Source organism: Micromonospora sp. NPDC048871 (genome assembly GCF_043198155.1).
GTDB lineage: Bacteria > Actinomycetota > Actinomycetes > Mycobacteriales > Micromonosporaceae > Micromonospora.
The window spans coordinates 1-24,198 of the sequence record NZ_JBICUM010000013.1 but is presented as its reverse complement, the minus strand read 5'-3'; the positions used below and the strand labels follow the sequence as shown (position 1 = coordinate 24,198).

Sequence of the window (24,198 nt, the reverse complement as noted above, 5' to 3'; positions counted from 1 at the left end):
CTATACGCGAGGCGTTAACAGGGGGCCCTTCCTTACACCGTGGCCTTGGTGTCGAGTTGGGCGCGCAGCTTCTCGCCCTCGATGTCGACATTGGGCAGCGCCCGGTCCAGCCAGCGCGGCAGCCACCAGGCGGACTTGCCGAGCAGGGACATCACCGCCGGGACGATGGTCATCCGGACCACGAAGGCGTCGATCGCCACCCCGATGGCCAGGGCGAAGCCCATCGACTTGATCACCGGGTCGTCGAGGAAGACGAAGCCACCGAAGACCGCGGTCATGATCAGTGCGGCGGCGGTTACCACCCGGGCACCGTGCCCCATCCCGTTGATGGTGGCCTGCTGGGCGGTGTCACCGTGCACGAAGTCCTCCCGCATCCGGGAGACCAGGAAGACCTCGTAGTCCATGGCCAGGCCGAACAGGATGCCGATCAGCAGGATCGGCAGGAAGCTGATCAGGGGGCCCGGGGTGTCCAGGCCGACCAGGTCGGCCAGGTGACCCTGTTGGAACACCGCCACCGTGATGCCGAAGGTCGCGACGACGGTGAGCAGGAAGCCCAGCGCGGCCTTGACCGGCACCAGCAGCGAGCGGAACACCAGCATCAGCAGCAGGATCGACAGCCCGACCACCAGGCCCAGGTAGACCGGCATGGCGTCGGAGAGCTTCTCCGAGATGTCGATGCCGACCGCGGTCACCCCGGTCAGCAGTACCTCGGCGCCGGGCACCTCGGCCACGGCGTCCCGGATGTCGTGCACCATCGTCTCGGTGGCCGGGTCGGTCGGACCGGTCTGCGGGATCACTCCCAACAGGGCGGTCTTGCCGTCCGGGCTCAACTGCGGCGGGGCCACCGCGAGCACGTTCTCGGTGCCCTGGACGAGGTTGGTCACCTGCGGGATCGCCGCCGCGGTGGACTGGGCGTCGTCTCCGGCCACGACGACCGCGAGCCGGCCGGTGAAACCGGGCCCGAAGCCCTCGGTGATCAGGTCGTTGGAGACCCGGGCGGCGGTGCCGGCCGGCGCGGTGCCGGCGTCCGGCAGGGCCAGCCGCATGTCCTGCGCGGGCAGCGCCAGCAGCCCCAGCCCGAGCACCCCGACCAGGATCACCGGAATGCGGAACCTGGTGACCAGCCGGGCCCAGCGGAACCCGAAGGCCGAGCGGTCCTCACCGGCCAGGGTGGCCGCCTCCGGTGCCGCGTGGTCGGTCGAGGCGCTGCCGGCGCCCTCGGCGATCCGGGAACTGTCCTCGGTCGTCACCGGGACCACGGAGCGCAGCCGCCGGGGCAGCACCCGGCCCCCGGCGAAGCCCAGCAGGGCCGGCTGGAGGGTGATCGCGACCAGCACCGCGACGGTCACCGTGCCGGCGGCGGCCAGACCCATGACGGTCAGGAACGGGATGTTCACCACCGCCAGGCTGGCCAGGGCGATGACCACGGTGGCTCCGGCGAAGACCACCGCCGAGCCGGCGGTGCCGACCGCCCGGCCCACGGCCTCGTCGGCGGGCAGCCCGTCGAGCAGGTTCTGCCGGTATCGGGAGGTGATGAACAGCGAGTAGTCGATGCCGACGGCCAGGCCGAGCATCAGCGCCAGGATCGGCGCGGTGCTGGTCAGCTCGACGACGCTGCTGAGGGCGAACAGACCGGCCATGCCTACCCCGACGCCGATCAGGGCGTTGAGCATGGTCATGCCGGCGGCCACCAGCGAGCCGAAGGTGATGATCAGGACGAGGAGGGCCACCGCGACACCGATGACCTCGGTGGAACCCACCTCGGGTTCGGCGTTGAGCACCTCACCGCCGGGGGCCACCTGCCAGCCCTGGGCCTTCGCCTGGGCGCCGACCTTCTCGTAGGCGTCCCGCTGCTCGTCGGTCACCGTGTCGACGCCGCCGCCGAACTGCACCTGGATCAGGGCGTACTGGCCGTCGGGGGAGACCGCACCGACCTGGAAGGGGTTCACCGCGCCGAGCACCCCGGGCACGGTGGTGGCCTCCTCGGTGACCGTCTGGACCACCGCCTGCCCCTCAGGGGTGCCCAGCTGGCCGGGGTTGGGGGCCTTGACGGCGATCGTGCCGGTGGCACCGGCCGCCGCCGGGAACTGCTCGGCCAGCAGGTCGATGGCCTGCTGGGACTCCGTGCCGGGCATGGAGAAGTTGCTGGCCGTCGGGCTGCGCAGGGTCGCCGCGGCCAGGCCGAGTGCGACGAGTACGACGAGCCAGATCGCGGCGACGAGTCGCCGCCGGCGCATCGAGCCCCGGCCTAGCCGGTAGAGCAGGGTCGCCATGAGGTCCTTCCCTCAGTCGTGATGGTGCAACGGGTCAGCGGGCGGGCTCCAGGGCCCGCCTCAGCAACGCCAGCAGGGCGTCGCGAAGGTCGTCGTCGGGTATGTCGGCGAACTCGCCGCAGGTCTCGGCGATGCCGGCGAGCAGCACCAGGGCGCAGATCCGCGCGGCGGCCCGACCGGAGCGCCCGGCCAGGGCATCGGCCAGCCGTTCGGAGATCTGCTGGATGTGCGCGAAGACGGGCTGTTGCAGCAACTCCGGGAACTCGCCACGGAGCAGGGCGATCTCCCCCCGGAAGCGGACCGCCAGGTCCACGAACCCCTCGGCGGCGACCTGCTGGGCCCGCGCGGGGTCCGGCTGGGCCACGATCTGTTCGTCGAGGGACCGCAACATCTCGATCGCCGGGGCCATCAGCTCGGTGAGGATGGCCTCCTTGTTGGCGAAGTGGTAGAGAACAGCCGCCTTGGAGCAACCCACCTCGCTGGCGATGTCCTGCAAGGAGGTGCCCCGGTAACCGGTGACGCCGAACCGTCGCGCCGCGGCGGCGAGGATCTCGTCGTGGGTCTGCGGGGTGGTGCGGGCCATGACCACCAGAATGCCTGACCGTTCGGTCAGGTGCTGACCGAACGGTCAGATCAGTGGCCTTCCCCACAGACCACGGCCGGAGGATTGGACCTCCGCCGGCCTTCTGTCGATCGCCGAGAATCATCATCATGACCAGTTCCCCGGCCCACCGGGCGGCCACGCTGCGTGCCCTGCATCACCCCGGCGACCCGCTGGTGCTGCCGAACGTCTGGGACGCCGGCTCAGCCCGGGCGGTGGTCCAGGCCGGTTTCCCCGCGGTCGCCACCGCCAGCGCCGCCGTCTCCCAGTCCCTGGGGTACGCCGACGGGGAGGGCACCCCGGTCGGGGAGATGCTCGCCGCTGTCGCCCGGATCACCCGGGCGGTGGAGGTGCCGGTCACCGCCGACCTGGAACGGGGCTACCGGCTGTCCCCGGCCGAACTGGTGCAACGGCTGCTCGACGCCGGAGCCGTAGGGCTGAACCTGGAGGACTCCGACCCGTACGACGGGAACCTGGTGGACCCCGGGGCCCAGGCCGAGCTGCTGGCCGGGGTGCGGGCGGCGGCCGAGGCCGCCGGGGTGCCGATCGTGATCAACGCCCGGACGGACGTCTTCCTGCGAGGGTACGGTGAGCCGGCCGGACGACTCGACGAGGCGATCCGCCGGGCTCGGCGCTACCTGGCCGCCGGTGCCGACTGCGTCTACCCGATCATGCTCGCCGACCCGGCCGACCTGCGTACCTTCGTCGAGGCCGTGGCGGCGCCGGTGAACGTGCTGGCCCACCCGGCGGCACCCGCCCCGGCCGAGCTGGCCGCCCTGGGAGTGGCCCGGATCAGCTACGGCCCCGCCCTGTACGCGGCCACCTACGCGCACACCGCCGAACTGCTCACCTCGGTGGCCGCCGGAGACCGGCTCACCTGACACCGCGCGCTAGACATCGCTGTGTTGCGATTGACCGCCGGGCGTCCAGCCGGGATGGTGGTCGGGTGAGCGGGGCGGACGAGACTCGGGACGGGGTGGCGCTGACCAACCTGGACCAGCCGTTGTTCGACGGGTCCGGCGCGACCAAGCGTGACCTGGTCGACTACCTCGACGCGGTGGCCGACCGGATCCTCCCGCCGCTGCGCGACCGACCCCTGTCGGTGGTCCGGGTACGCCCGGGGCAGCCGCCCTTCATGCAGAAGAACCTGCCCCGCTACACCCCGGACTGGGTACGGCGGGTGCCGATCTGGGCCGAGGCCTCCCGGCGGGAGATCTCGTACGCCCTCTGCGACGACCGTCGCACCCTGCTCTGGTTCGCCAACCAGCGGGCGGTCGAATACCACCCCACCCTGGCCACGGCCGAGGACCTGGGCCGTCCCACCCACCTGGTGCTGGATCTCGATCCTCCGGAAGGTGACGGCTTCGCCGCCGGGGTGGCCGCCGCCCTGCTGGTCCGGCAGGCCCTGACGGAGGCCGGGCTGGCCGGTGCGGTGAAGACCAGCGGGGCCAAGGGGGTGCACGTGTTCGTCCCGATGGCACCCGGCCCGGACGCCGAGCAGCTCGCCGCGGCCACCCGGGCGCTGGCCGCCCGGGCGCAACGGCTGGATCCGGCGCTGGCGACCACGGCCTTCATCCGGGAGGACCGGGACGGCAAGGTCTTCATCGACCCCACCCGCACCGGCGGGGCCACCGTCGTCGGGGTCTACAGCCCACGGCTGCGTCCGGGGGTACCGGTCTCCTTCCCGGTGCCCTGGGCGCAGTTGCCGTCGGTGGCCCCGGCGGACTTCACCATCCGTACCGTCCTCGGCCTGCTGGCCCAGGGCGACCCCTGGGCGGAGCTGATGCCGGCACCGCAGTCCCTCCCCGCCGACCTGGTCGAGGAGGGCCGGACGATCCCGGTGCCGAGGGTGCAGGCCATGCACGAGGGCAGACGCCGGGCCCGCGCCCGCCGCGCCGCCGCCGACTGAGCGCGGCCCCGGCGTGCTCTGGACACGGCGGTGCGCCGGACCGTGGTGACGGTCCGGCGCACCGGTGATCGGGAAGGTCAGAGCATCCAGCGGTTGCGCTGTACGAAGGGCAGCTGTGCCCAGCGCCGTCCCAGACCCCAGGTGTGCCCGGCGTACGCGGCGGCCAGGACGACCAGCACCACGGCGTACATCAGGTGGGAGTCGACGACCGGGTTGGTCGAACCGGTCGGCTCGCCGGCGGCGTTGAACCGGGCCAGCGGGAAGTCGGCCAGCCACATCAGCGCCATCATCAGGCTGCCCGAGGCGGCCGCGATGCGCAGGCCGATGCCGGCGAGCAGGGCGACAGCGATGGCGGCCAGGCCGATCATGAACAGCGCGTTGGCCCACCAGGCGCCCGCGATCGAGTGGGCGATCGACTGGAAGGGGCCGACATCGACATTGGCCAGGAAGCCCTTGGTGGGGGAGCCGCCGTTGATCCAGGCCCGCTCGGTCGGGGTGGAGTAGCCGAGGCCGAACATCTTGTCCAGGAAGGCCCACCCGAAGATCAGGCCGGTGGCGACCCGCAGCACGGCCAGGGCCCGGGCGGCGGTGGTGGTCAACATCGAGCCGGGCATCTCGGCGCGCTCGAGGGGGCGTTCGATCGAACGGTGGGTGTTGCGCTGGATGGTCATCGTTGCCTCCGGTGTCTGTTTCTTTCCCCCTTACTCTCGCTGTCGGCGGGGTCCCGGCGCGCGGGCCGGAACACCTCAAGACACCGGGACCAAGGTCCCGACCTGAGGGGGTCCCTTCAGCCCGGCTGATCGACGCTGCCGGGGCGACCTGGGCCTGGTGGTTGGTACCGTGCGGGCTGTGCAGCCCACCAAGATCGGCTCCTACCGCGTCGAGCGGCTGCTGGGGGTCGGCTCCTTCGCCACGGTCTGGCTGGGGTACGACGAGTCCCTCGACGCCCGGGTAGCGATCAAGGTGCTGGCCGAGAACTGGAGTCACGACCTGCGGGTACGCGAACGGTTCCGGCAGGAGGCCCGACTGCTGTGGCGGCTGGACCACGAGCGGCTGGTCAGCGTGCACGCGGTCGGTGAACTGGACGACGGTCGGCCGTACGCGGTGCTGGCCTGGGCGGACGGCGGCAGCCTGCGCGACCGCCTGGCCGAGGGACCCCTGCCGGCGGAGCCGGGTGTGCGGCTGCTGCGCGAGGTGGCCGCGGGCGTGGCGGTGCTGCACGACAGCGACATCGTGCACCGGGACATCACCCCGGGTAATGTGCTGTTCCGGACCCGCGCCACCGGTGAGGAACAGGTGCTCATCGCGGATCTCGGCCTGGCCAAGGCGCTGGCGGCCGCGTCCGGTCTGACCGCCCGGGCCGGTACCCCCGGCTACATGGCGCCGGAACAGGACGATCCACTGGCGATCGTGGACGCCCGCGCCGACGTGTACGGGCTGGGTCGTCTGGGGGTCACCCTGCTGGCCGTACCGCAGGAGGGGCAGCAACCCTCGACGAGGTTCCGGTTGCGGCCGGGGGTGCCCTCGGCGGTGGCGGCGGTGTTGGCTACCGCTACCGCTGTGGCCCCGGCCGATCGGTACCCGGACGCGGCGGCCTTCGGTGCGGCCCTCGACGCGGCGCTAGCGGTGCCGTCGGAGGTGGCCGAGCCGGACGTTCCCACCCCGCCCCGGCGCCGTCGCCGGGCGATCGTGGGTGCCACCGTGGCCGTCGCCGGTCTCACTCTCGCGGGGGCCATCGGCGGGGCGGCCTGGGCGTGGTCTCAACGGGGTCCGCAGACCGGCACGGACACCAGTGGACGGGTCAGCGTCACCCTGCCGGAGGGTTGGCGGGTAGCCGGTTCCGGCTGGTCAGGGCAGCGTACCGCCGAGGGTGAACTGGAACCGGCGATGTTGATCTCACCCGACCCGGGCCGCTGGACGGCGGACCCGGGGGTGCCGGGTGCCTTCGTCGGGGCCTCCGCCCAGTTGGCAGCCCAGACCACCCCGCGCCGGCTCGTCACCGACCGGGAACACGCCCAGTGTGTGGCCTCGGGGGTCCGTACCACCCGCCAGGCCGGCATCGACTGGGTGGTGGCCTCCTTCACCGGCTGCTCGCCGGGCAAACCGGAGGTCATCGAGGCCGCCGGGCTGACCCCGGACGGCGGCCAACTGGTGTACGTACAGGTCGCGCCCCCGGCAGGCGGCGGGACGAGCTTCGTCGACTCGCTGCTTGCCGGGGTACGCGTGACCGGGTGACTCAGGGCAGCGGCACCGGGATCCGGACCTGCTTGCCACCGAGGCTGCCCCACTCGATCTCGACCTGACCGGAGTCGGGGATGTCGAAGACGAGGTACTGGCGGTCGGTGGCCCCGGCGGCGACGTTCGTGGTGCCGCTCAGCTCGGGGTAGTCGCCCAGCCGGTCGCCGTCGACGATCAGGTGAACGTCACCGCCGCTGCCGGTGGCGATGAAGCAGCCGCTCCGGTCGGCCGGGCCGGTGACCGCGAGCCCGAGGTGAAGCTTGAGCCGGCCGACCTCCGCCTGCTTGGTGGTGTGCGACCGGCCGTCCTCGTCGAAGCCCACCCAGTGCGCCAGGTACGCCTCCTCCACCTCGACCTTCAGCGGGCAGCGGCTGTTACCGGTGAGCACCGTGCCCGGTGAGGCCACGGTGATCGCCTTCGGGTACTCCGGGTTCGGCACCTCGCCGATCAGCGGCAGCCGTTCCTGCCGGTGACCGGCCGGGCCGAACAGCAGCGACGCACCCGCCAACGTCGCCCCGGCGGGCAGTTCGAAGGCGTACCACCCGCTGGCGGTGGCACCGGGAGCGATCACGTCGGTAGCCGGGCTGCCCGATCCGTCGAGCGGGATCGGTTCGCCGTCGGCCAGCGACAGGAAGACGCCGTCCTGGATGAGCACGGTGGTGAAGTTGAGCTGGTTGGTCACCTTCACCGAGAGGTACGCGTAGTGGGGGTCGCCGTACTCGGCCGGGTTGGTCGTGTCGCCGTAGCTGTGCGGGACCTGCTGGGACACCTCCACCCCGGTCACGGCGATCTCGGCGTTCAGGTACGAGATGGACCGGGGGATGAAGCCCTCCAGCGGGACCGGTGCCTCCGGCGTTGGCGACGGCTCGGGTTCGGCATCGGGGTTGACGGCGGCTTGTTGACCGTCCAGCGGGGCGACAGGCTCCTCGGTGGCGCATCCGGCCGCGAGCACCGGGATGGCCACGGCCAGAGCGATGGCCTGGGAGAGACGCCGGAGGGTGCGGCGAGGCATGCGGTGATCTCCTTGGGTCAGTGGATCTTCATAGTGTTGGTCCTCTGCCGCGTCGAGATTGTTCGGGCCACCCGCTGTGACCTGGCCCTCAGTACGATCCGGAGCCGTCTGGGTGCGGCCCGGGGTCGGTGAGTCGGGCCCGCAGCCGACGCCGTCCCTCGTGGAGGCGGGACTTCACGGTGCCCTCGGGCAGCCCCAGCAACTCGGCGACCTCTCGGTAGCTCAGCCCCAGCACGTCCCGCAGCGCCACCGGCTCCGCGAGGTCCGCGCCGATGGCGTCTAGCCCTTCCAGCAGGTCCAGCCGGGTACCGGCGATCACACTGGTGCGAGCGGGGTCGGCCCGCTCCGGCGGCAGGGCGCTGGCGGTCTCGACCAGCCACCGACGTCGCAGTGCCTGATAGGTCGAGCGGGACCGGTTGGCGGCGACCCGGTAGAGCCAGGTCCGGAAGGAGGCCCGCCCGTCGAACCCCCCGATGCCGGTGGCCAACGCGAGCAGGGTGTCCTGGCAGGCCTCCTCGGCGTCCTCCCGGTTGGGTAGGAACCGCCCGCAGAGTCGGAGCACCTCCGGCCGCACCCGGGCCAGCAGCGCCTCCAGGGCGTCCCGGTCGCCGCTGGCGGCGGCTAGCGCCAACCGCTCGATCACATCATGATCATCTGGCATCAGGGCAGTGTATGAGCCGCCGTTGAGCAGGGCGAACGCCCTCTGAGGGGGCGACGTGCAGGTGCTGCGGCCGGACACAGGTAAGGCCGCTGACCTGGTTTCCCTGGTCGGCGGCCTTATGTGCTGAGCGGCTCTGGTGCCCCCGGCGGGGCATGTCACAGAACTGCAAATGGTCGCTGCCCCCGCCGTCGTCGGCGGTGGCAGCGTCGTTTGCGCTGGTGTGGTGGTGGGTGGCGGGGCGGGGGCCATCTGCCGTGGCGCGGGTTAGCCAGGCCAGGTGTGGGGCGGCGTGTTGGCTGACGGTGGCTCGGAACGAGACCTTGTTGGTGCGAACGTCGTGGTAGATCTGCACGGCGAAGGCGTCCAGGAGGCGACGGAGACGGTCCGTGGGTAGCAGGCTGAGTTTGATTTCCATCTCGGGAAGGTCGGCGAGGATGTCGGCGGTGCCGGGGTCGGCGGGCATGGTTTCTTCGAGGTGGGTGAGTTCGGCGGTCTTGATCTCTCGGTCACGGTCGAGTTCGGCTCGTCGCTCGGCGATCTCTGCGAACACGGTGCCGTCTGGGTCGTCGTTTTCCTCGATGACCCGTAGGAGGCGACGGCGGCGAGCGGCGATGTCGTCCAGAGTCCGCCGCAGCACTGCGATTTGTCGCCGTTGCTCCTTGGCGGCTTGCTGGGCGGCGATGTCCAGGCTGCGGGTAGCGAGTTGCACCCGGTCTGGACCGAGGACGTAGGTGTTGAAGAACCGATCGGCGAAGTCGAGCAGCACCTCTTCGGTCACGGAGATCATGCTCGGGTGCCCCTCGGGGATGGCCCTCTCGCGGGGTTGGCAGGATAGTAGGTGTAGCCGGTGACGGTGCGGCCGAACATGCGCCGCTGGCACGGCGCGCACCAGACGTAGGAACGAAGCGCGTAGACCCGCTTGGTCTGCCGGTGCCGGTTGGGAGAAGCCTGGCGAGCGTCGGCGCGTGACCGTTCCCGAGATCGGCCGACGTTCTGCGCGGCGAGGAACGTCTCGATCGGCACGATGCCCGGGTGGGTGGGCTGGGCGGAGACGACCCACTGCTCACGGGGGTTGACCTTGCCGGGGTGCAGTTTGTCTTTGGTCGAGCGCCGGTTCCACACCATGTGGCCGGTGTACTTGGGGTTGACGAGGATCTCGCGGACCGCCGAGCCGGTCCACCGGCCGACCGCGCGGGCCGGGTCGACAGGTTGTGGGGGCGGGTAGCGGTCGAGGTCGGTGTTGAGCCGCTCGGCGATGGCCCGGTAGGACAGCTTCTCGTCGATGCGCCAGGCGAAGATCTGCTCGACCACCGGCCCTCGATCGGGGTCGATTTTCAGTTTGGTCTTGTGTTTGCCTTCCGCGCGTTTGGCGGGGACAGGGTGTTTGTGCTTCTCGGCGAGGTAGCCGTATGGCGGCTTGCCGACGTTCCAGCCCTGACCGGTGTGTTCCTCGAAGCCGTCCCACGACTTCTCCAGCATTTCGATCATGTACCACTCGGCGACGCCCTGTTTGGTGCGGCGCAGGAGGATCTGGGCGGCGCGTTTGCGGCTGTTCGACTGCGTGATCGGCTCGTCGGCGGCCAGCAGAGGCACCCCGGCGAGTTCGAGGTCGTGCTCGATCTTGGTGCCCTGGTGGGTCCATCGGGCGATGCGGTCGATCGACTCGCAGATGACGACGTCGAAGCGGCGATCCGGTGAGGTGGCCTCGGCGAGCATGTCGGCGAGGCCGCCGTCGCGGCGGACGCCGATGTTGAACTTCTGCCACGCGGTGCTTCGGCCGCGCTGGCTGAGTTCCTTGCGGGAGGACTCCACGTCCTAGAACCAGGCGACGATGACCATGTTGGGCAGGAGCGCCCGTTCGGAGTTGGTCAACTGTCGGGGGATGGACAGGGTGGGGTCCTGTTGCTCGTCGGTGGAGGTACGTCCGAGGAACGCGACCCGTATCGTCCGCTGGGGTACGGGCGTGGTGGTGGGTGGGCGTAGCCAGTCGGGCAGGGTGCTCGTCACAGGTGGCCTCCGTCGCGGATGAGGTGGGTCAGCACCTCGATGTAGTCGACGCTGCGCAGCCGCCAGGGCATGACCGGCAGCCGGTCACCGTCGCGGATCTCGGGGGCGTGAAGGAACTCGATGCCGGCGACCGCGAACGCACGTAGGAGCGCGGTCCTCGTCGCCGTGTCGCAGGACAGGCGGTGGAGGTCGGTGCTGATCACGAAGTCGAATCGGCGTTCTGGCTGGCTCAGCTCGGTGAGCAGGTCATCCAGACCACCGTCACGGCTGATCTCCCGCACGTGGTCGAGGATGAGGGTGGCGGGTGCCCGCCGGTAGTCGGGCCGGGTGCCGAGGTCGGAGAACACCGCCGTGATCGCGCCGTCGGGCAGCACCGAGACGCACTGCTGGTACTGACCGCCGAGCACACGGGCCGCCGTGGCGAGGTCGCTGGCCTCGGCGGTCCGGCCGTAGAACGCCATACGCGGAAGCACTGTCGTGCGGCGGATGTTCATGCCTCCGCCAAAGTGCCGGTGGTGCGGTCAGCGGCCCCCGGTGGGCAGATGGCGACGGTGACCGCCCCATCGGTCGGTACGACGACCGGTGTGTCGTGGGGGCCGTAGACGACGATGCGCTGGGTGTCGCGGGTGACGGTGGCGTACATGACGCGTGTACCTCCTGCGGTTGGTGTGTGGTCAGGGCACGGGTCGACCGCCCGGTGCTGCCCGACCCGTGGGCGTCGATCACCGCTCAACTCGGTGAAGGGATCAAGACCGCCCCGACGGGGGCACACTCCACGGCACGCCGAGTGGCCCGGAGAGTGACCGGTCAGACGGGCTCGGCGTGGTGCCGCTGGTCGTGAAGCCAGGTCAGCACGTTGAGGATCACCTCGGCTTGCAGCATGGCCAGCCGCCGACCGGCCTCACCATCGAGCACGGTGACGTCGAATTGCACCTCCGGCACATCGCCGCGGGCTACCGTGACCTCTGCCGACTGTCGGCCGAAGCGAGCGTCGCGACCGGGCGGGGTCGACGTCCGGCGATGTCTGCCGTCGTCCGCCTCCGGTGCGGACGGTCCGTGCCCGTCCCGTACTCCCGGATCGGGGGTGCGGGGGACGTGGGTAGGGGGTAGGAGCAACCCGGCAGATGCCGGCTGGGGCCGGTCGCCGGGGGTGGTGGAGCTGGGCTTCGGCATGGGCGTGTGGGCCACGTCCGCCGACGAGCGCTGACACTAGGGGATTACAAATCCGGGCCCCGGATTGGAAACCGCGCTCCGCGCCGAACAACTCGCGTCGCCCGAGCCGCCCGGTTGAACAAGATCCTCAACGGGTTGAACACGCAGGTCAGGCCCCTGAGGTGCCGACTTCTGGCGGCACGGGAGCGGCGTGGAACGCCGATGCGATCAGTGACAGGTTGCACAGAATCTCCACCCACTTAAACAAGATCATCTTCTGCTCGAACGCGCGGCCTGGCTGACCGCCTCGGGCCGTGGACGAGATCGTCACGAAGTGCGCTGCCCCGGTCCGACCCATCCGCGCCCTCGTCCGCCGTCCCGGACGGTCGGCGACGCCGTCCGCGCCCCGTCCTGCGAGGCCGTCCGCACCAACCAGCACGACCCTCGCCATCCCGGTCCGCCGTCCGCGCCAAACGGCCTCCGTCCCCGCCGCCGGCTCGCCCTGTCTGACCGTCCCCACCAGCGGCGCTCGTCCCACGGAGAGGTGATCAGCAGTACGCCCCCCAGTGAGGAGGCCCTGGTCAGGGCTCGAAGGTTGCGCCGCGGCGAGACTGCACTGCTGCTACAAGCCCGAATCCTCGGCGGCCCGACGAGCCCGCATTGGTCGAGCTGATTGGCCGCAAAACGTTCGCTGTTCAGGGTGAGGGTTCTAACGGGAGGTCTAACGAGCGATCCAACGAGGAACGCAACGACCACGAACAGCCGGGTGAACACGCCCCCTTGAACACGTCGTACCCGCACGTGGACGGCGGTGAGGAGGGCCGGTGGACCGGAACCGACTGATAAGAGATATCCCTCCTACCCGCACATCTGCCACCGGCAGTCCCCGCCTCGCAGCGTCCGTCGTGGCCGCCGAACTCGGCCGGCTCACCCCCGAGACCGACTCCTGACCCTCGGCGCTGGCAATATCGTTCCGACTACGGCCCCTTCGAGCCGGATAAGATCGTCAGCGCGTCTACAGCAAGCTCAAGCTGCTGGTTATCGTGAACGGCGAATGGCGCTCCAAATGAGCAGATGACCTGCTCGACCCCGGCTTCGCCCCATCGACGGAGCTGTTGGGCCACTTCCTCCGGTGTACCGACCAGGCGGGACCGTGCCCAGCTCCGCAACGAGATATCAGCGAGTGCGCCGCCGGGAGCCCAGCGCTGCAAACTGTGCCACCGTCTCTCAAGATCGTCGTTGTCTCGGCCGATGAGCGTCGTCAGGCCAAGAGACCGGTGAACCGCCGCGGGGTCACGCCCACGACGGTGGCAGGCTTGCCGCACCATCGCATCCCGGTGCCGGTACTCAGCGAGTGTGCTGTCCCACGCGGTGTTCCAGCCGTCCGCGAGCGCGGCGACCTCAAGTAGCTTCGGGCGCTTCCCGGCAACCCAGATGGGCACGCCCGGCACCCGCCGCCGCAGAAGCCCGACTGTGTCCTCAAGCGACGTCAGCCGTTGCCTTGCCGGCGGGAAGTCAAGGCCGTTCGCCCGGTGTTCCGACTCGTTCCACCCGGCTCCGACGGCGACGTCGAGCCGACCGGCGGCGAGTTCGTTCACGGTCGCCGCCATGCGTGCGAGGAGGTTGGGGTTCCTGAACCCGATAGGCGTGGCCAAAGAGCCGACACGGATGCGGTTGGTGATGGCCGCTATCGCGGCCATCAGGGTCCAACACTCAGCCGGCTCCTGCCGTTGCTCCGGTTGCCCTGCAGCGGCGACGTCGACCCAGAAGTGGTCGGAGACCCACACTTGGTGGAATCCCGCGTCCTCGGCCAAGGTGGCGTACTCGATCGCTCGGCGGGCTATCGAGGGCTGTGGTGTCGGGAAGGAGAATGGGTAATGCGGCAGTGCGAGTCCGAGTCGCATTACATCGCCGCCCCGACCGGCGCACTGAGTAGCCGGATGGCGGGATGATTCGAGTGCTCGCCAGTGGTGAGCCGGACGCACTCGCCGAGCAGTGGTGCGATGAGGTGACGTCGCCCAGCCAACACCGCTCGGGGGATCTCCCGGAGCAGAAGAAGCGCCACGTACCGAGCAACATCACTGAGATCCTGCTCTGTTCGGGCCGGCGTCGTCATCCGCCGGAACGCTTCGGCCGCCGGGATCCCGAACTGGCGTAGTCGGGGGGTTTCACCGATGGCATAGTCCAGCACGAGCCGATCGGGAGTCGCTGAGGCCGTGCCCGAGGCGTGGTCCAGGAGGTCGCGTACGTACCAGCTACCGAGTAGGTGGCTGACCATCATGCGCCAGTCGTGATGGTCACCGGACCACTCCCAGTCGATGAGGTGCCAGGTCCCGTCGGAGGCAACCAGTACGTTGCCGGCGTGCGGATCGCCGTGACAGGTGATATAGGAATCGGGCCTGCCGACGACGAGGAGCTGCTCGAAGGCTCGAAACCAGGAGCCCATGTCGCTTCCGTTGATCATGATGCTCAACCAATGCGCGGGCGGGCCGAGGTCTGTGGTGAGCACGTCCTCCAGCCCTTGATGGCCACGACGACACCGAAGATCATGATTGCGAGTGGCCCGGGTGGGATCGAATCCGGGCTCGGCGGTTGACCGCCATACCGTGACGAGAGTGTTCACCACGTCTTGCCAGATCAGGTAAAGCTCCGGTGTCGGTCCGACACGAGCGATGGCTTCGTCGAGGCTCCACAAGGCAGGTGCCGCCGTGACGATGACGTCAAGCGCGGCCTCGGTTGCGGTCCCGAGCACCGCCGGGGTGTGCGAGGCGAAGTGCTTCGCCATGAGTGTGTGCCGTTGGGCCTGCACGGACGAGCTGACCCTTGGGTTGCGGGTGACCTTCGTGGCGACAGTCGCGTCGCCGGGTTGCCGCAGGAGAAACACCTCAGCGCCCGAGGTACCCGATCTGATCGTGCGCAGCAGGAGGCTGCCGGCCTGCCGGCCGGCTTCGTGGCGACTCATGAGGGTCCTCTTCTACGCGGTGGTGGCTGCGGGTTTACGGGACCGTTCGGCCTTGCGGCGGAGCTGTGTGTAGACGCCGGTGAGGCCCATTGCCTTGCGTGCCTCGAACACGGTCTGCTGGACCTCGCGCCGGGTGCGTTCCGTACCCTTGACGATCAGTTCGTCCACCAGGCCCTTGTCGGCCTCGTAGCGGGCACGCCGCTCGCGCATGGGATCGAGGAACGCGTTCAGTGCGGTGGCGAGTTTCTCCTTGACCTCGACGTCGCCGACCTTGCCCTCGCGGTAGCGGCTCTTGAGGTCGTCGACCTCCGTCCGGTTCGGGTTGAAGACGTCGTGGTACTGGAACACGGGGTTGCCCTCGACCGTGCCGGGCACGTCCGCGCGGATCCGGTTCGGGTCGGTGTACATGCCCATGACCTTGCGGCGGACCTCGGCCGGCTCGTCCGAGAGTGCGATGGCGTTGCCCAGGCTCTTGCTCATCTTGGCCCGACCGTCGGTGCCGACCAGGGTGGGCGTCTCGGCGCTGACCAACTCGGGGACAGGGAAGACCTCTCCGTAGAGGTGGTTGAAGCGGCGGGCGATCTCCCTGGTGACCTCGACGTGGGCGGCGTTGTCCTTGCCGACGGGCACCACGTGGGCCTTGACGCAGAGGATGTCGGCGGCCTGCAACACCGGGTAGCCGAGCAGGCCGTACGGCATCTCCTCCTTGCCGGCGTCCCGAGCCATGTCCTTGAGCGAGGGCACCCGCTCCAGGCGCGGCACGGTTACCAGGTTCTGGAAGAGGGTGTTGAGGTCTCCGACCTCCTGGATCGCAGATTGGAGGTAGAAGGTCGCGGTGTTGGGGTCGATCCCGGCGGCGAGGGAGTCGACCACCATGTCCCGAGCGTTCTGGGTGGCCTTGGCGATGTCGTCCCGGGTGTTCTTGGTGGTCAGCATGTGCAGGTCGGCGATGATGAAGAAGCTCTCGTACTTCCGGTGCAGCCTCACGCGGTTGGCGATGCTGCCGACGTAGTGGCCGAGATGCAGTTTTCCGGTGGGACGGTCACCGGTGAGCATCCGCTGAGCGGTCATGACGATGGGGCCTTTCGCGGCGTGACGGGTCAACAAAGGTCGCGCAGGGCGCGCACCAACGGGGCGACGGTCGCCTCGTCGATGAGATGGACCTGGATCATCGACGGTAGTTGCCATCGTGCGCCGTCACGGAACCGCAGGCCACGCGCCCGCAGCAGGGCAAGGATCTGGTCGCGGCGGTCCCCGAGATCGATCAAGAGGAAGTTTGCGTCCGACCGGGCGTATCCGATGTGCAGCCGGTCGAGTTCGGCGGTCAGCGTCGCGTACGCCCGCCGGTTCAACCCGATGGTGCGCCGGAGGCTTCTGTCGTCGCCCAGGGAGGCGCGTGCCGCCGTGGCAGCCAGCGCGCTGACAGCATACGGAAGCCGGTGTCGACGGAGCCGGTCGGCGTAGCCAGCGCTGGTGACGGCGTATCCGACTCTGGCACCGAGTAGGCAATGTGCCTTGGACAGCGACCGGCACACCACCAGCTTGTCGCGCTCCTCAAGGAGTCGCGGTGTCAGCGAGAGGGGATGTGCCATGAACTCACCGTAGACGTTGTCGATGACCAGCTTCGCCCCGCTGGGCAGTTGAGGCGCGACTACAGCCAGCAAGTCGGACAACGGTACCGAGAGGCCGGAGATCGTGTGTGGGATATCCACCACCATCGCGGCATGATCATTCTTCAGCGCGGCTTGCAGCGCCGCCAGGTCGTGTCGCAGTGCTCCGCCGTCCCACGCAACCTCGTCGTAGCGCAGTTCGTTCCTGGCGGCGAGCTGCCCGTACAGCTCGAAGGTGGGGGCGGTCGCGAGCACCGCCGCACCGGCTGAAGCCTGCTCACACATGATCCAGTCGAGGATCTCGGTTGTGCCGTGACCGACCACGACCTGTTCCGGCACCACCCCGGCGTACCGGGCGATCTCGGCCTCCAACTCCACCGGCTCCCGGCTCGGTGGTCGGTGCAAACTGGGAGCGACCCCGGCAACCGCCTTCGGCACGGCGGGACTCGTGCCGACGCGAGCGAGCGTGACCTGTCGACCGTCACCGCGAACGTCGGCAATCACATCGTCGAGGTGCTCGATCTTGCACTGCCCGCACAGCACCTCGCCGGCTCGGCATCGACGCGCCGCGGCGGTCGCCCGCTCAGGTGCGGACAATAGTTCGATGACCTCGAAGGTCGGGCAGTCGTTGGGGTTGCCCCCATATTGGCGCTGCTCCTCGGCGCGGGCTCGGCCGCCGGTCACCGCGCCGGTGAATTTTTCCCGGACGGTGTCGGGACGATCGGTCAGAAGAATCGTGGAAGCCGGATCGTTGATGCTGGCCCGGCCACCACGACGCCGCAGGTTCGGAACCAACCGTCGATAGGCAACGTACGGCGTCGGTGCCGCGAGGCGATCCGACACGGTCCTCATCAGCGCCGTATGCGTCACCTGACCGGCGTCGACCAGCGCGATCGACCCTATCGGGCTCTGCTCGTACAGGAAGAAGCTCATCATCGTCACCGCGTCCCGCAGCAGGTTCAGTCTGGTGTCATCGGACCAGCCATAGACCTGCCGCATCCGGCGCAACACCAGCCCGGACAACACATCGTCCTCGAAGGCCCGGACCTCGGCCGTGTCGAGGTCGATGAGGCGATCGGGGGCGCGTCCGCCGAACTGCTTCACCCGTTCTGCCAAGAGCTCGACAACCGTTGCGGAGGCCGCGGTGCGGTTTTGGCGGCTGATGAAGGTGACGGAGTGGCCCTTTTCCTGCAGCCAGGCGACGTCCCGCGCGAGACTGAGATGGCCGAGGTGCAGCCGATTTCCGGCAACACCGACGCGCACGTCCGCACGGTCGTCACCCGTCGCGGCCAGTGCTGGGCTCGCAGGCTGCCAGGCCCAGATGGTCCGGCCCACCAGGTTGTCGATCACCGGTGGTAGGCCCTCGGAGTCGGGAGCGAGCAATCGGAGCCCGAAACGGCGTGCCCTTTCGGCGTGCTCGTCCGCTACCAGGCTATTGCGGGCCGCGTGCCACTCGGCGAGCAAGGCGCTCATCGGCCGGCCCGCCCACGCGAGATCCGTTGCAGCGACTCGTAGACTCGCTGCCGCTGCCCGACGGTCGTGCGCTGGCGGGCCTTGTCACGGTAGAGGTCGGGGAAACGGACGTCGCTGTCGTGGCAGACCGCGCCGAACGCCCAGAACCGGGCCGCCGTGATGGCTCGCTCGTGCCGAAGCTCCCCGATCGCCGCCTGCCGGGAGTAGGCGTAACGGCCGTCCAATGTGCGATCGATCATCTGCGCCTGCAGATAGGCGTCCACGATCACCTGCGCCTGCCGTCGCCACAACGGCGATGCCAGCACGGGTGCCTCCAGGACTCGGGCCACATAGCTGTCGAAGTCTGGATAGATGTCGAGAAACGCCAGGTAGGAGTCGGCAAGGATCTGATGGCGGGTCCTAGTGATCACATTGAGCCGGCCGGCCACCTCAGCGGCCAGCGGAGCCAAGAACCGCGCCACGCTCGTCAACAGATCCGCGGCCTCGTCGGCCGGTGTGCAGATGAACGGGCTGAACAGCTTTAGCGCGAAGTAGCCGCCGTACGCGCGGTCCTGCCCGTCGCGGTACAGGGCCGACCAAGGCAGCGAGTAGACGGTCACCGGAGCGTCGCGATAGGTGGTGCCAACGCGGGTCGGTGGAACCTCGTCCTCGCGATGGAGCGTCATCACGTCGAAGTCACTGACTGCGGTTGCCGTGCCGGTGATTCGGCTGCCGTAGAAGACCCAGACCCGGTCCTCAGTCGGGATGCTCTCCGTCGCCGCGCTCAGGGTGTCGATGAGCCGAGGGATCTCGTCGAGGAAACTCTGGGCGGCGATGTCACGGTAAGGGCCGCTCACCAGGTCCTCCGCGTTGATGCGGCAAGCCAACCATCGACGGCGGCGGTCCAGGAGCCGGACGTGTCGGCCTGGACGCCGTCGACCCCCAGCCTCCTGAACGCTTCGACGTTGACCTCCTTGTCATCGACGTACAGGAGGTTGTCACCGGGTGACGCCTGCTCAAGAATCTGGACGTAGGCGGAGGGATTCGGCTTGACCGCGCCGGTCTGGCTGGAGATAAAGATTCGATGGGTTTGCCGGTGCAGGCCGGCCGCCTGCAGCGCGGGCACCAACCATTCGTGGCGATGGTTGGACAACAGCCAGATCTGCGCCCCCCTCGACCAGTTGCGTAGCCGGGAGACGGCCGGTAGCGGCGTCATCGTCGACCGCAGCACCGACCGCCAGGCAGGCGACGGCTGCCCGAGACCGCAAGCCGCGGCGAACGCCGGCCAGAACGCGGACTCGTCGAGCAGCCCAGACCACAACGCGTCCCGGAAGTAGTGGCGGAAGATCGCTTCGACCCGGTCGGAGGAGGTTCCGGCCTCCTCGGAGACAACTCGAAAGAGAGGTGCCATCGGCTCCGCCAACAGAACCCCGCAGACGTCCAGCACCAGGACGGGCCGTGACCGGAAGTCCTCGTGAACCATCATCGGCCCGTACCTCTGGGTGTTCGCGCCGTGCATGTGCCCTCCCGTGGGATGAGGCACCGAGGCGGCGGGTTCAGCTCGCGGGCCGGGGGGAAGCGCGCGTGCTCTCCGGCACCGCCTCGGTGCCGGCTTGGGTATCGCCGCCGTCGATGCGGTTGCTGTGCACATCGAGCTTGGTCGGTACGGTGTGTGCGTCGGAAGCCACAGGGTGTAGGCCCACGGTGGCCTACACCTGGGCACTGGTCAGGGGGACCGGGTGGACGGTGAGACTTTCGGGCAGGTGCTACGCCGGCTTCGTCAGGAGCGACGGTTGTCGCTCCGGAAGTTGCAGGTGCTGACCCGCTATGACTTCACGTACCTGGGGCAGGTCGAGCGAGGTGAAAAGCCAGGTTCGATGGAGCTCGCCGAGGTGTGCGACCGGGCACTCGGCGTGGACGGCCTGCTCGTGAAGACATACGGTCGGATGTCAGCGGCCCTGACCCGACCTGGGAGCCAGGAGGATGAAATGCGCCGGCGGACTGCGATCAAGGCTATGGCGGCTTCCCCGCTCGCTTTCGTCGATCAGGCTGGAGTGGTTCCAGAGCTTCAGGTGAGCCGACTCGAACGCAATGCGGAGGTGTACCGGCACCTCTACCACGGGTCTGGGAAACCTGGCGATCTGCTCAGCCTGGCACGCGATCACCTCGAGACCGCGGTCGACGTCATGCGGCAACTGCCCGACGGAGGACTCAAGCGCCGAGTCCTGCGCACCCGCAGCGAAGTCGCCACGCTTGCCGGCCGGCTGACGTTCTTCGACCTGCAGCGACCGGCCGACGCGCGGGGCTACTTCGGACTCGCCCACGAAGCGGCCATCCAGGTGGGGGACGACCTCCTCGCCGCAGCCGCGCGGGGCCATCTCGCCTTCGTGCCGGCGGCCGAGCAGAACACCTCGGCCGCCATCAGCTATCTCGCTGGCGCCGCTGATCATGCCGAACGAAGTGGTGTGCCGGTAGTCCAGTCATGGATCGCGGCGGTGGAATCCGAGGTCCTGGGCACAGCGAACGCGGCCGGAACGCTGCGAGCTCTCGACCAAGCAGCCGCACGCCTTTCCCGACCCGCAGACGCGGCACCACCCGCATGGTTCGACTACTACTCGGCGGACCGGCTCGACGGATTCCGTGGTCGGGCATTCCTCCAGCTCGGTCGGCCCGAGGAAGCCCGATCCGCCCTGACAGCTGCACTACGTGGACTCGGTCCCGTGGCGGTCAAGCAGAAGGCGGTGTTCCTCATCGACATAGCCAGCTCGTATCTCGGCGACCACCCGCAGCTCGACCAGGCGTGTGACCTCGCCGGGGACGCCGCCGCGATGCTGGCGATGGCCGGCTACGCGACCGCGAGCACCCGCCTTCAGGAGTTCCGTACCCGGCTGAGGCCGTGGGACGATGCCACCGTCGTTGCTGACCTTGACGAGCGATTGGGTGCGTTGACCGCATGACCGTCCAGACCTCTTCCCCACGGCGAATCCGCGCTGTCTACTTCGACGTGGGCGAGACGCTGATCAACGAGTCCACCGAGTACGGCACCTGGGCGGACTGGCTCGGCGTTCCCCGGCACACGTTCTCTGCGGTGTTCGGGCAGGTCATCGCGCAGGGGCGGGACTACCGCGAGGTCTTCCAGCACTTCCAGCCTGGATTCGACCTCGCACTGGAGCGGCAGCGCCGGGCAGAAGCCGGATTAGCGGAGCACTTCAACGGCCGCGACCTCTACCCTGATGTCCGGGACTGCCTCGCCGCGCTGAAGGCCGACGGCTATTTTGTCGGTGTGGCGGGTAACCAGACCGCTCGCGCCGGCCGGCTGCTACATGAGCTGAACCTGGGCGTGGACCTGATCGCGACGTCGGACGACTGGGGCGCGGAGAAGCCGACCCGGGAGTTCTTCGTCAAGCTGGTCGAGTCGGCGGGGTGCGCGCCGGAGGAGATCGCATACGTGGGCGACCGCCTCGACAACGACATTCTCCCCGCGCTGGCCGCCGGCCTGACGACCGTTTTCATCCGACGTGGACCATGGGGATACTTCTACGCCACCCGCCCAGAGGTGGAACAAGCGCACATCCGCATCGATAACCTCGGAGATCTTCCGGCACGACTACGGAACATGCAGCCTTAGGACGCCGCTTCCTGAAGACTGACCCGCCGGGAGTCCTGCCCCGCGCATGCGCCTGGGCCTCGCGACGTTGCTGCTCTACGACGTCACCACGTTGTACTTCGGGACTGACGAAGGTGATGGGTTCTGTGAGCCCGGCCTTTCGAAGGAACGCCGACTGGAGCCGCACATTACCGTCGGGTTGCTGACCGGCGGTCGGGTTTCCCGCCGCTCTTGAGCAAGCAGTCCGCTCCAGATATAGGCCGCACTGGACTGATGGCCGGCCCGTCTTGTTCGCACCATGTCCTCACGGTGTCGGAGACGACGAACTCATCTGGCCGAATACGGTGCGTCGTGGAACAACCCCTAGAGGGGTGCCATCCTTTCGCGACTGCATGGGAGAGGCCTGTTGAGATGGTTGATTCCTAGGTGGCGACTACTGTAGCTGCCAGCGGGAGGTGGATGCATATCCCAAAAACTATATGGCGTGGTACGTGAAGTACATGGGCATTTGTCCGCTTCGTCGGAGTGTCGGGTATGTGCCTAGTCGATCGCGAGACAGCTCGACTGTGTCCAAACTGGTAGGCCGCGCCGATGTCGGGCGCTAGCGGAATAGTGTCCGTGCCGCTTGGAGACAGGAGTGATCGCGTTGAGTGACCCGCCAGAGCTGACCTTGGACGATCTCGTCGGTGAGGCCGCAGTGCTGCGGGTCTACCGTCAGGTCTTCTCGGTACTTGCTCGCGAGGCCGGGGCGATGATCGCGGATCCAACGACGGTCAATGTCGATGAGTCGATCTTGGAAGCCTTCGCCGAGGCGGCTGGCGAGGGGCTGACAGTGGAACAGGCTGTTGCCGAGTGTCGGCAATGGGCTGCTCCGATCGTGAGGCGGCGGTTCGACGTTCTGCGCAGCTACGGCGCGATCAGCCGGGTCAATGATCGGCCGAATGAGCTCTACCACCGGGCATCGTTCGCGCCGTATGTAATGCTGTTGTTCTTGCGGCGTATGGCTGAGCAGGGCGGTCAGTCGGAATTGCATCAGCTGCTGACCTTGGAGCAGTTGAACGTCAAGGGCGCCAACGCCGCAGCGGCCGACGGCGTGGCCTCGGTACGCCGGTTGACCAAGGTATTCCGACTACTGGGCAATGAACTGGCCATCCTGGCGGCGGGCAGCACCGCCGAGACGCTCGGTAACAACGCCCAACTCTTGTGGGGTAACGAGTCGCTGATTGACCAAGCCAAGGACGTCCATGCTGTCGTGCTGGGTAGGTGGCCCGAACTCGACCGCGAGTGCGTAGAGCTCCGGGTGGCGCTCGCTGCGTACGCGGACGCGATTGATGCGGCGGCGGGCCGATTGATCGCGCAGGCCGGCACCACCCGCGCGTTGGGGCTGCTTCCGGTGGAGGCTTGGCGCACCTTCGGCCGCGAGTCGAGCCCGGAAGTGCTGGCCGCGGTGCTCGATCGCTTCGTCTTCGACGCTCCCGCGCCGTGGTTTTCACCGCAAGCGCTGATCGAGGCAGTGGAAGCGGGACGCCAGATCAGCACAGCGAGGGTTCCGCCTCCCCGCTCGGATGACGCCGAGCCAGCACCAGAGGCTGATGCTGATATCGCCGACGACATTGAGGAACTCAGAGCCATCGCAGATCGGCTGCTAGCGGACGCGGACTCGGTTAGCGTTGTCGATGTGCTGGATGACGCCGGTGACTGGATATCAGCACGTCGCGTGCTCGCCGAGGTCACCGCGATCCATCACCACCCTGACCTTGACTACGAGCTCGTGTGGCGCGACGGCGTGCGTATCCAGGTCGCCGCCAGCCCTTCGTGGACGTCGCAGGGGCGCTTTGGGCGTGCCAGCCGGGCGGGCGGGGAGGAGGGGTGAACGACTCGGAAACGGCACTGTGGTGGGCACGCACTCGCGCCGCCGGCCCGCAACGCGTGGCACCGAGCAGCGCCTTCCCAGCGGGAATGCTGCGCCTGGTCGAGCCCGACGTCACGGCGGTATGGCTGTTGGCAGTGGTTCCCGAAGGCGCGAGACCCAGCGTGTTGGATGAGTTGGGATTGCCTGCGCTCGCCGTTGAACAACCCAACGACACCGCGCGGGTACTCGCTGCGTGCCTGCGCTGCTGCTGGGCTGAGCCGACCGGGTCGATGTGGCCGGGGACACCGGCGTCCAGGCAACAGGTGGCAGCGGTGTTCGAGGAGCTCACCAACCGGAACCTGTCAAGTCAAGTGAGACGTTTTCGTGGTCAGGTGTTCTGTAGATCTGCGGGTTGAGCTGCTGGTTTGTTGATCCACACGGTGGTCGGTAGGGCCGGGGGTCGGGGCCGGCGGGTGAACCGGTTGGGGTGGGTCCGCCAGGCGGCGTCGAGGGTGGCCTGCCGCTGGTCGTGCACGTCGCTGGCGGTGCCGTAGTGCACCGAGGCGGGGGTGTGCAGGCCGATGCCGGAGTGGCGGTGTTCGTGGTTGTAGTAGGTGAAGAACTCGGCGCTGAACTCGCGGGCGTGGTGCAGGGAGTCGAACCGGTCGGGGAACGCGGGGCAGTACTTCAATGTTTTGAACTGCGCTTCGGAGTACGGGTTGTCATTCGACACCCGGGGCCGGGAGTAGGAGCGGGTGACGTCGAGGTCGGCGAGGAGTTCGGCGACGGGTTTCGAGGTCATCGACGAGCCGCGGTCGGCGTGCAGGACCTCGGGCCGCACACCGTTGCGGGCGATGGCGTC

At 68.7% G+C, this 24,198-nt stretch carries 24 protein-coding genes and 1 pseudogene; 7 read left to right on the top strand and 18 right to left on the bottom strand.

The features are described from left to right. Positions 1 to 32: 32 nt before the first annotated feature. Both ACGFIK_RS23320 and ACGFIK_RS23315 read right to left on the bottom strand, forming a co-directional pair. Positions 33 to 2,273 (bottom strand): MMPL family transporter, encoded by a 2,241-nt coding sequence (locus tag ACGFIK_RS23320; RefSeq protein WP_327024271.1) that lies wholly within the window; start codon positions 2,271 to 2,273, stop codon positions 33 to 35. A gap of 34 nt (positions 2,274 to 2,307) precedes the next feature. Next, positions 2,308 to 2,856 (bottom strand): TetR/AcrR family transcriptional regulator, encoded by a 549-nt coding sequence (locus ACGFIK_RS23315; protein ID WP_327024272.1) that lies wholly within the window; start codon positions 2,854 to 2,856, stop codon positions 2,308 to 2,310. 128 nt (positions 2,857 to 2,984) lie between these two features. On the opposite strand from ACGFIK_RS23315, the gene ACGFIK_RS23310 reads away from it, so the two are divergent. Both ACGFIK_RS23310 and ACGFIK_RS23305 read left to right on the top strand, forming a co-directional pair. Beyond that, a complete protein-coding gene (locus tag ACGFIK_RS23310) occupies positions 2,985 to 3,755 on the top strand; it encodes an isocitrate lyase/phosphoenolpyruvate mutase family protein (protein WP_327024274.1) in 771 nt (256 codons plus the stop codon). A 65-nt stretch (positions 3,756 to 3,820) separates the two neighbouring features. Further along, positions 3,821 to 4,783, top strand: a complete 963-nt coding sequence (locus ACGFIK_RS23305) for an ATP-dependent DNA ligase (RefSeq protein WP_327024275.1) — start codon at positions 3,821 to 3,823, stop codon at positions 4,781 to 4,783. Positions 4,784 to 4,860: 77 nt separating this feature from the next. On the opposite strand, the gene ACGFIK_RS23300 is transcribed toward ACGFIK_RS23305, so the two are convergent. Then, a complete protein-coding gene (locus tag ACGFIK_RS23300) occupies positions 4,861 to 5,397 on the bottom strand; it encodes a hypothetical protein (RefSeq protein WP_327027445.1) in 537 nt (178 codons plus the stop codon). A gap of 235 nt (positions 5,398 to 5,632) precedes the next feature. Here ACGFIK_RS23300 and ACGFIK_RS23295 point away from each other — a divergent pair, with 235 nt between their 5' ends. After that, positions 5,633 to 7,018: a protein kinase gene (locus ACGFIK_RS23295; protein ID WP_393341310.1), complete on the top strand. Its 1,386-nt coding sequence runs from the start codon at positions 5,633 to 5,635 to the stop codon at positions 7,016 to 7,018. Between the two features lies 1 nt (position 7,019). On the opposite strand, the gene ACGFIK_RS23290 is transcribed toward ACGFIK_RS23295, so the two are convergent. From ACGFIK_RS23290 to ACGFIK_RS23225, 14 genes are all read right to left on the bottom strand, one after another. After that, complete coding sequence (locus ACGFIK_RS23290) at positions 7,020 to 8,033, bottom strand: hypothetical protein (protein WP_393341307.1); 1,014 nt, start codon at positions 8,031 to 8,033, stop codon at positions 7,020 to 7,022. A gap of 88 nt (positions 8,034 to 8,121) precedes the next feature. Then, the gene (locus ACGFIK_RS23285; RefSeq protein ID WP_393341304.1) at positions 8,122 to 8,694 is read right to left on the bottom strand and encodes an RNA polymerase sigma factor; all 573 of its coding nucleotides are present in this window, start codon (positions 8,692 to 8,694) and stop codon (positions 8,122 to 8,124) included. After that, a complete protein-coding gene (locus ACGFIK_RS23280) occupies positions 8,684 to 9,460 on the bottom strand; it encodes a hypothetical protein (RefSeq protein ID WP_393341301.1) in 777 nt (258 codons plus the stop codon). The genes ACGFIK_RS23285 and ACGFIK_RS23280 overlap by 11 nt, the downstream gene beginning before the upstream one ends. A 17-nt stretch (positions 9,461 to 9,477) precedes the next feature. Continuing rightward, positions 9,478 to 10,410, bottom strand: a complete 933-nt coding sequence (locus tag ACGFIK_RS23275) for a recombinase family protein (protein ID WP_393341298.1) — start codon at positions 10,408 to 10,410, stop codon at positions 9,478 to 9,480. A gap of 99 nt (positions 10,411 to 10,509) precedes the next feature. Further along, positions 10,510 to 10,701 carry a hypothetical protein gene (locus ACGFIK_RS23270; RefSeq protein WP_393341296.1) on the bottom strand — a complete coding sequence of 64 codons (192 nt, stop codon included), beginning with the start codon at positions 10,699 to 10,701 and terminating at the stop codon, positions 10,510 to 10,512. Continuing rightward, on the bottom strand, positions 10,698 to 11,162 hold the full coding sequence (locus ACGFIK_RS23265) for a hypothetical protein (RefSeq protein WP_327024280.1): 465 nt from the start codon (positions 11,160 to 11,162) through the stop codon (positions 10,698 to 10,700). Before ACGFIK_RS23265 ends, ACGFIK_RS23270 begins: the two co-directional genes overlap by 4 nt. A 29-nt stretch (positions 11,163 to 11,191) precedes the next feature. Further along, positions 11,192 to 11,344, bottom strand: coding sequence for a hypothetical protein (locus ACGFIK_RS23260; RefSeq protein WP_327024281.1), 153 nt, complete (start codon positions 11,342 to 11,344; stop codon positions 11,192 to 11,194). A gap of 164 nt (positions 11,345 to 11,508) precedes the next feature. After that, positions 11,509 to 11,634, bottom strand: coding sequence for a hypothetical protein (locus tag ACGFIK_RS23255; RefSeq protein ID WP_327024282.1), 126 nt, complete (start codon positions 11,632 to 11,634; stop codon positions 11,509 to 11,511). A 1,196-nt stretch (positions 11,635 to 12,830) separates the two neighbouring features. Then, positions 12,831 to 13,757, bottom strand: coding sequence for an LLM class flavin-dependent oxidoreductase (locus ACGFIK_RS23250; protein WP_393341293.1), 927 nt, complete (start codon positions 13,755 to 13,757; stop codon positions 12,831 to 12,833). After that, positions 13,757 to 14,815 carry a phosphotransferase family protein gene (locus tag ACGFIK_RS23245; RefSeq protein WP_393341292.1) on the bottom strand — a complete coding sequence of 353 codons (1,059 nt, stop codon included), beginning with the start codon at positions 14,813 to 14,815 and terminating at the stop codon, positions 13,757 to 13,759. The genes ACGFIK_RS23250 and ACGFIK_RS23245 overlap by 1 nt, the downstream gene beginning before the upstream one ends. Positions 14,816 to 14,827: 12 nt before the next feature. Continuing rightward, the gene (gene trpS, locus ACGFIK_RS23240) at positions 14,828 to 15,886 is read right to left on the bottom strand and encodes a tryptophan--tRNA ligase (RefSeq protein ID WP_393341290.1); all 1,059 of its coding nucleotides are present in this window, start codon (positions 15,884 to 15,886) and stop codon (positions 14,828 to 14,830) included. A 29-nt stretch (positions 15,887 to 15,915) separates the two neighbouring features. Further along, positions 15,916 to 17,898 carry an aminotransferase class I/II-fold pyridoxal phosphate-dependent enzyme gene (locus ACGFIK_RS23235; RefSeq protein ID WP_393341287.1) on the bottom strand — a complete coding sequence of 661 codons (1,983 nt, stop codon included), beginning with the start codon at positions 17,896 to 17,898 and terminating at the stop codon, positions 15,916 to 15,918. Then, positions 17,895 to 18,764 carry a hypothetical protein gene (locus ACGFIK_RS23230; protein ID WP_393341285.1) on the bottom strand — a complete coding sequence of 290 codons (870 nt, stop codon included), beginning with the start codon at positions 18,762 to 18,764 and terminating at the stop codon, positions 17,895 to 17,897. The genes ACGFIK_RS23235 and ACGFIK_RS23230 overlap by 4 nt, the downstream gene beginning before the upstream one ends. Next, positions 18,731 to 19,396, bottom strand: a complete 666-nt coding sequence (locus tag ACGFIK_RS23225; protein ID WP_393341282.1) for an HAD family hydrolase — start codon at positions 19,394 to 19,396, stop codon at positions 18,731 to 18,733. The genes ACGFIK_RS23230 and ACGFIK_RS23225 overlap by 34 nt, the downstream gene beginning before the upstream one ends. 220 nt (positions 19,397 to 19,616) lie before the next feature. Here ACGFIK_RS23225 and ACGFIK_RS23220 point away from each other — a divergent pair, with 220 nt between their 5' ends. The 4 genes and pseudogenes from ACGFIK_RS23220 to ACGFIK_RS23205 all read left to right on the top strand — a co-directional run bounded on the left by ACGFIK_RS23220 (position 19,617) and on the right by ACGFIK_RS23205 (position 23,357). After that, a complete protein-coding gene (locus tag ACGFIK_RS23220; RefSeq protein ID WP_393341280.1) occupies positions 19,617 to 20,834 on the top strand; it encodes a helix-turn-helix domain-containing protein in 1,218 nt (405 codons plus the stop codon). Then, complete coding sequence (locus ACGFIK_RS23215) at positions 20,831 to 21,505, top strand: HAD family hydrolase (protein WP_327024289.1); 675 nt, start codon at positions 20,831 to 20,833, stop codon at positions 21,503 to 21,505. Before ACGFIK_RS23220 ends, ACGFIK_RS23215 begins: the two co-directional genes overlap by 4 nt. A 25-nt stretch (positions 21,506 to 21,530) precedes the next feature. Continuing rightward, positions 21,531 to 21,720, top strand: a pseudogene (locus ACGFIK_RS23210) (IS1634 family transposase); the annotation flags it as partial. Between the two features lie 401 nt (positions 21,721 to 22,121). Then, complete coding sequence (locus ACGFIK_RS23205) at positions 22,122 to 23,357, top strand: hypothetical protein (protein ID WP_327024290.1); 1,236 nt, start codon at positions 22,122 to 22,124, stop codon at positions 23,355 to 23,357. Between the two features lie 367 nt (positions 23,358 to 23,724). Here the strand turns inward: ACGFIK_RS23205 and ACGFIK_RS23200 are convergent. Then, a partial coding sequence (locus ACGFIK_RS23200) for a transposase (protein ID WP_393341276.1) occupies positions 23,725 to 24,198 on the bottom strand: 474 nt, incomplete at its 5' end.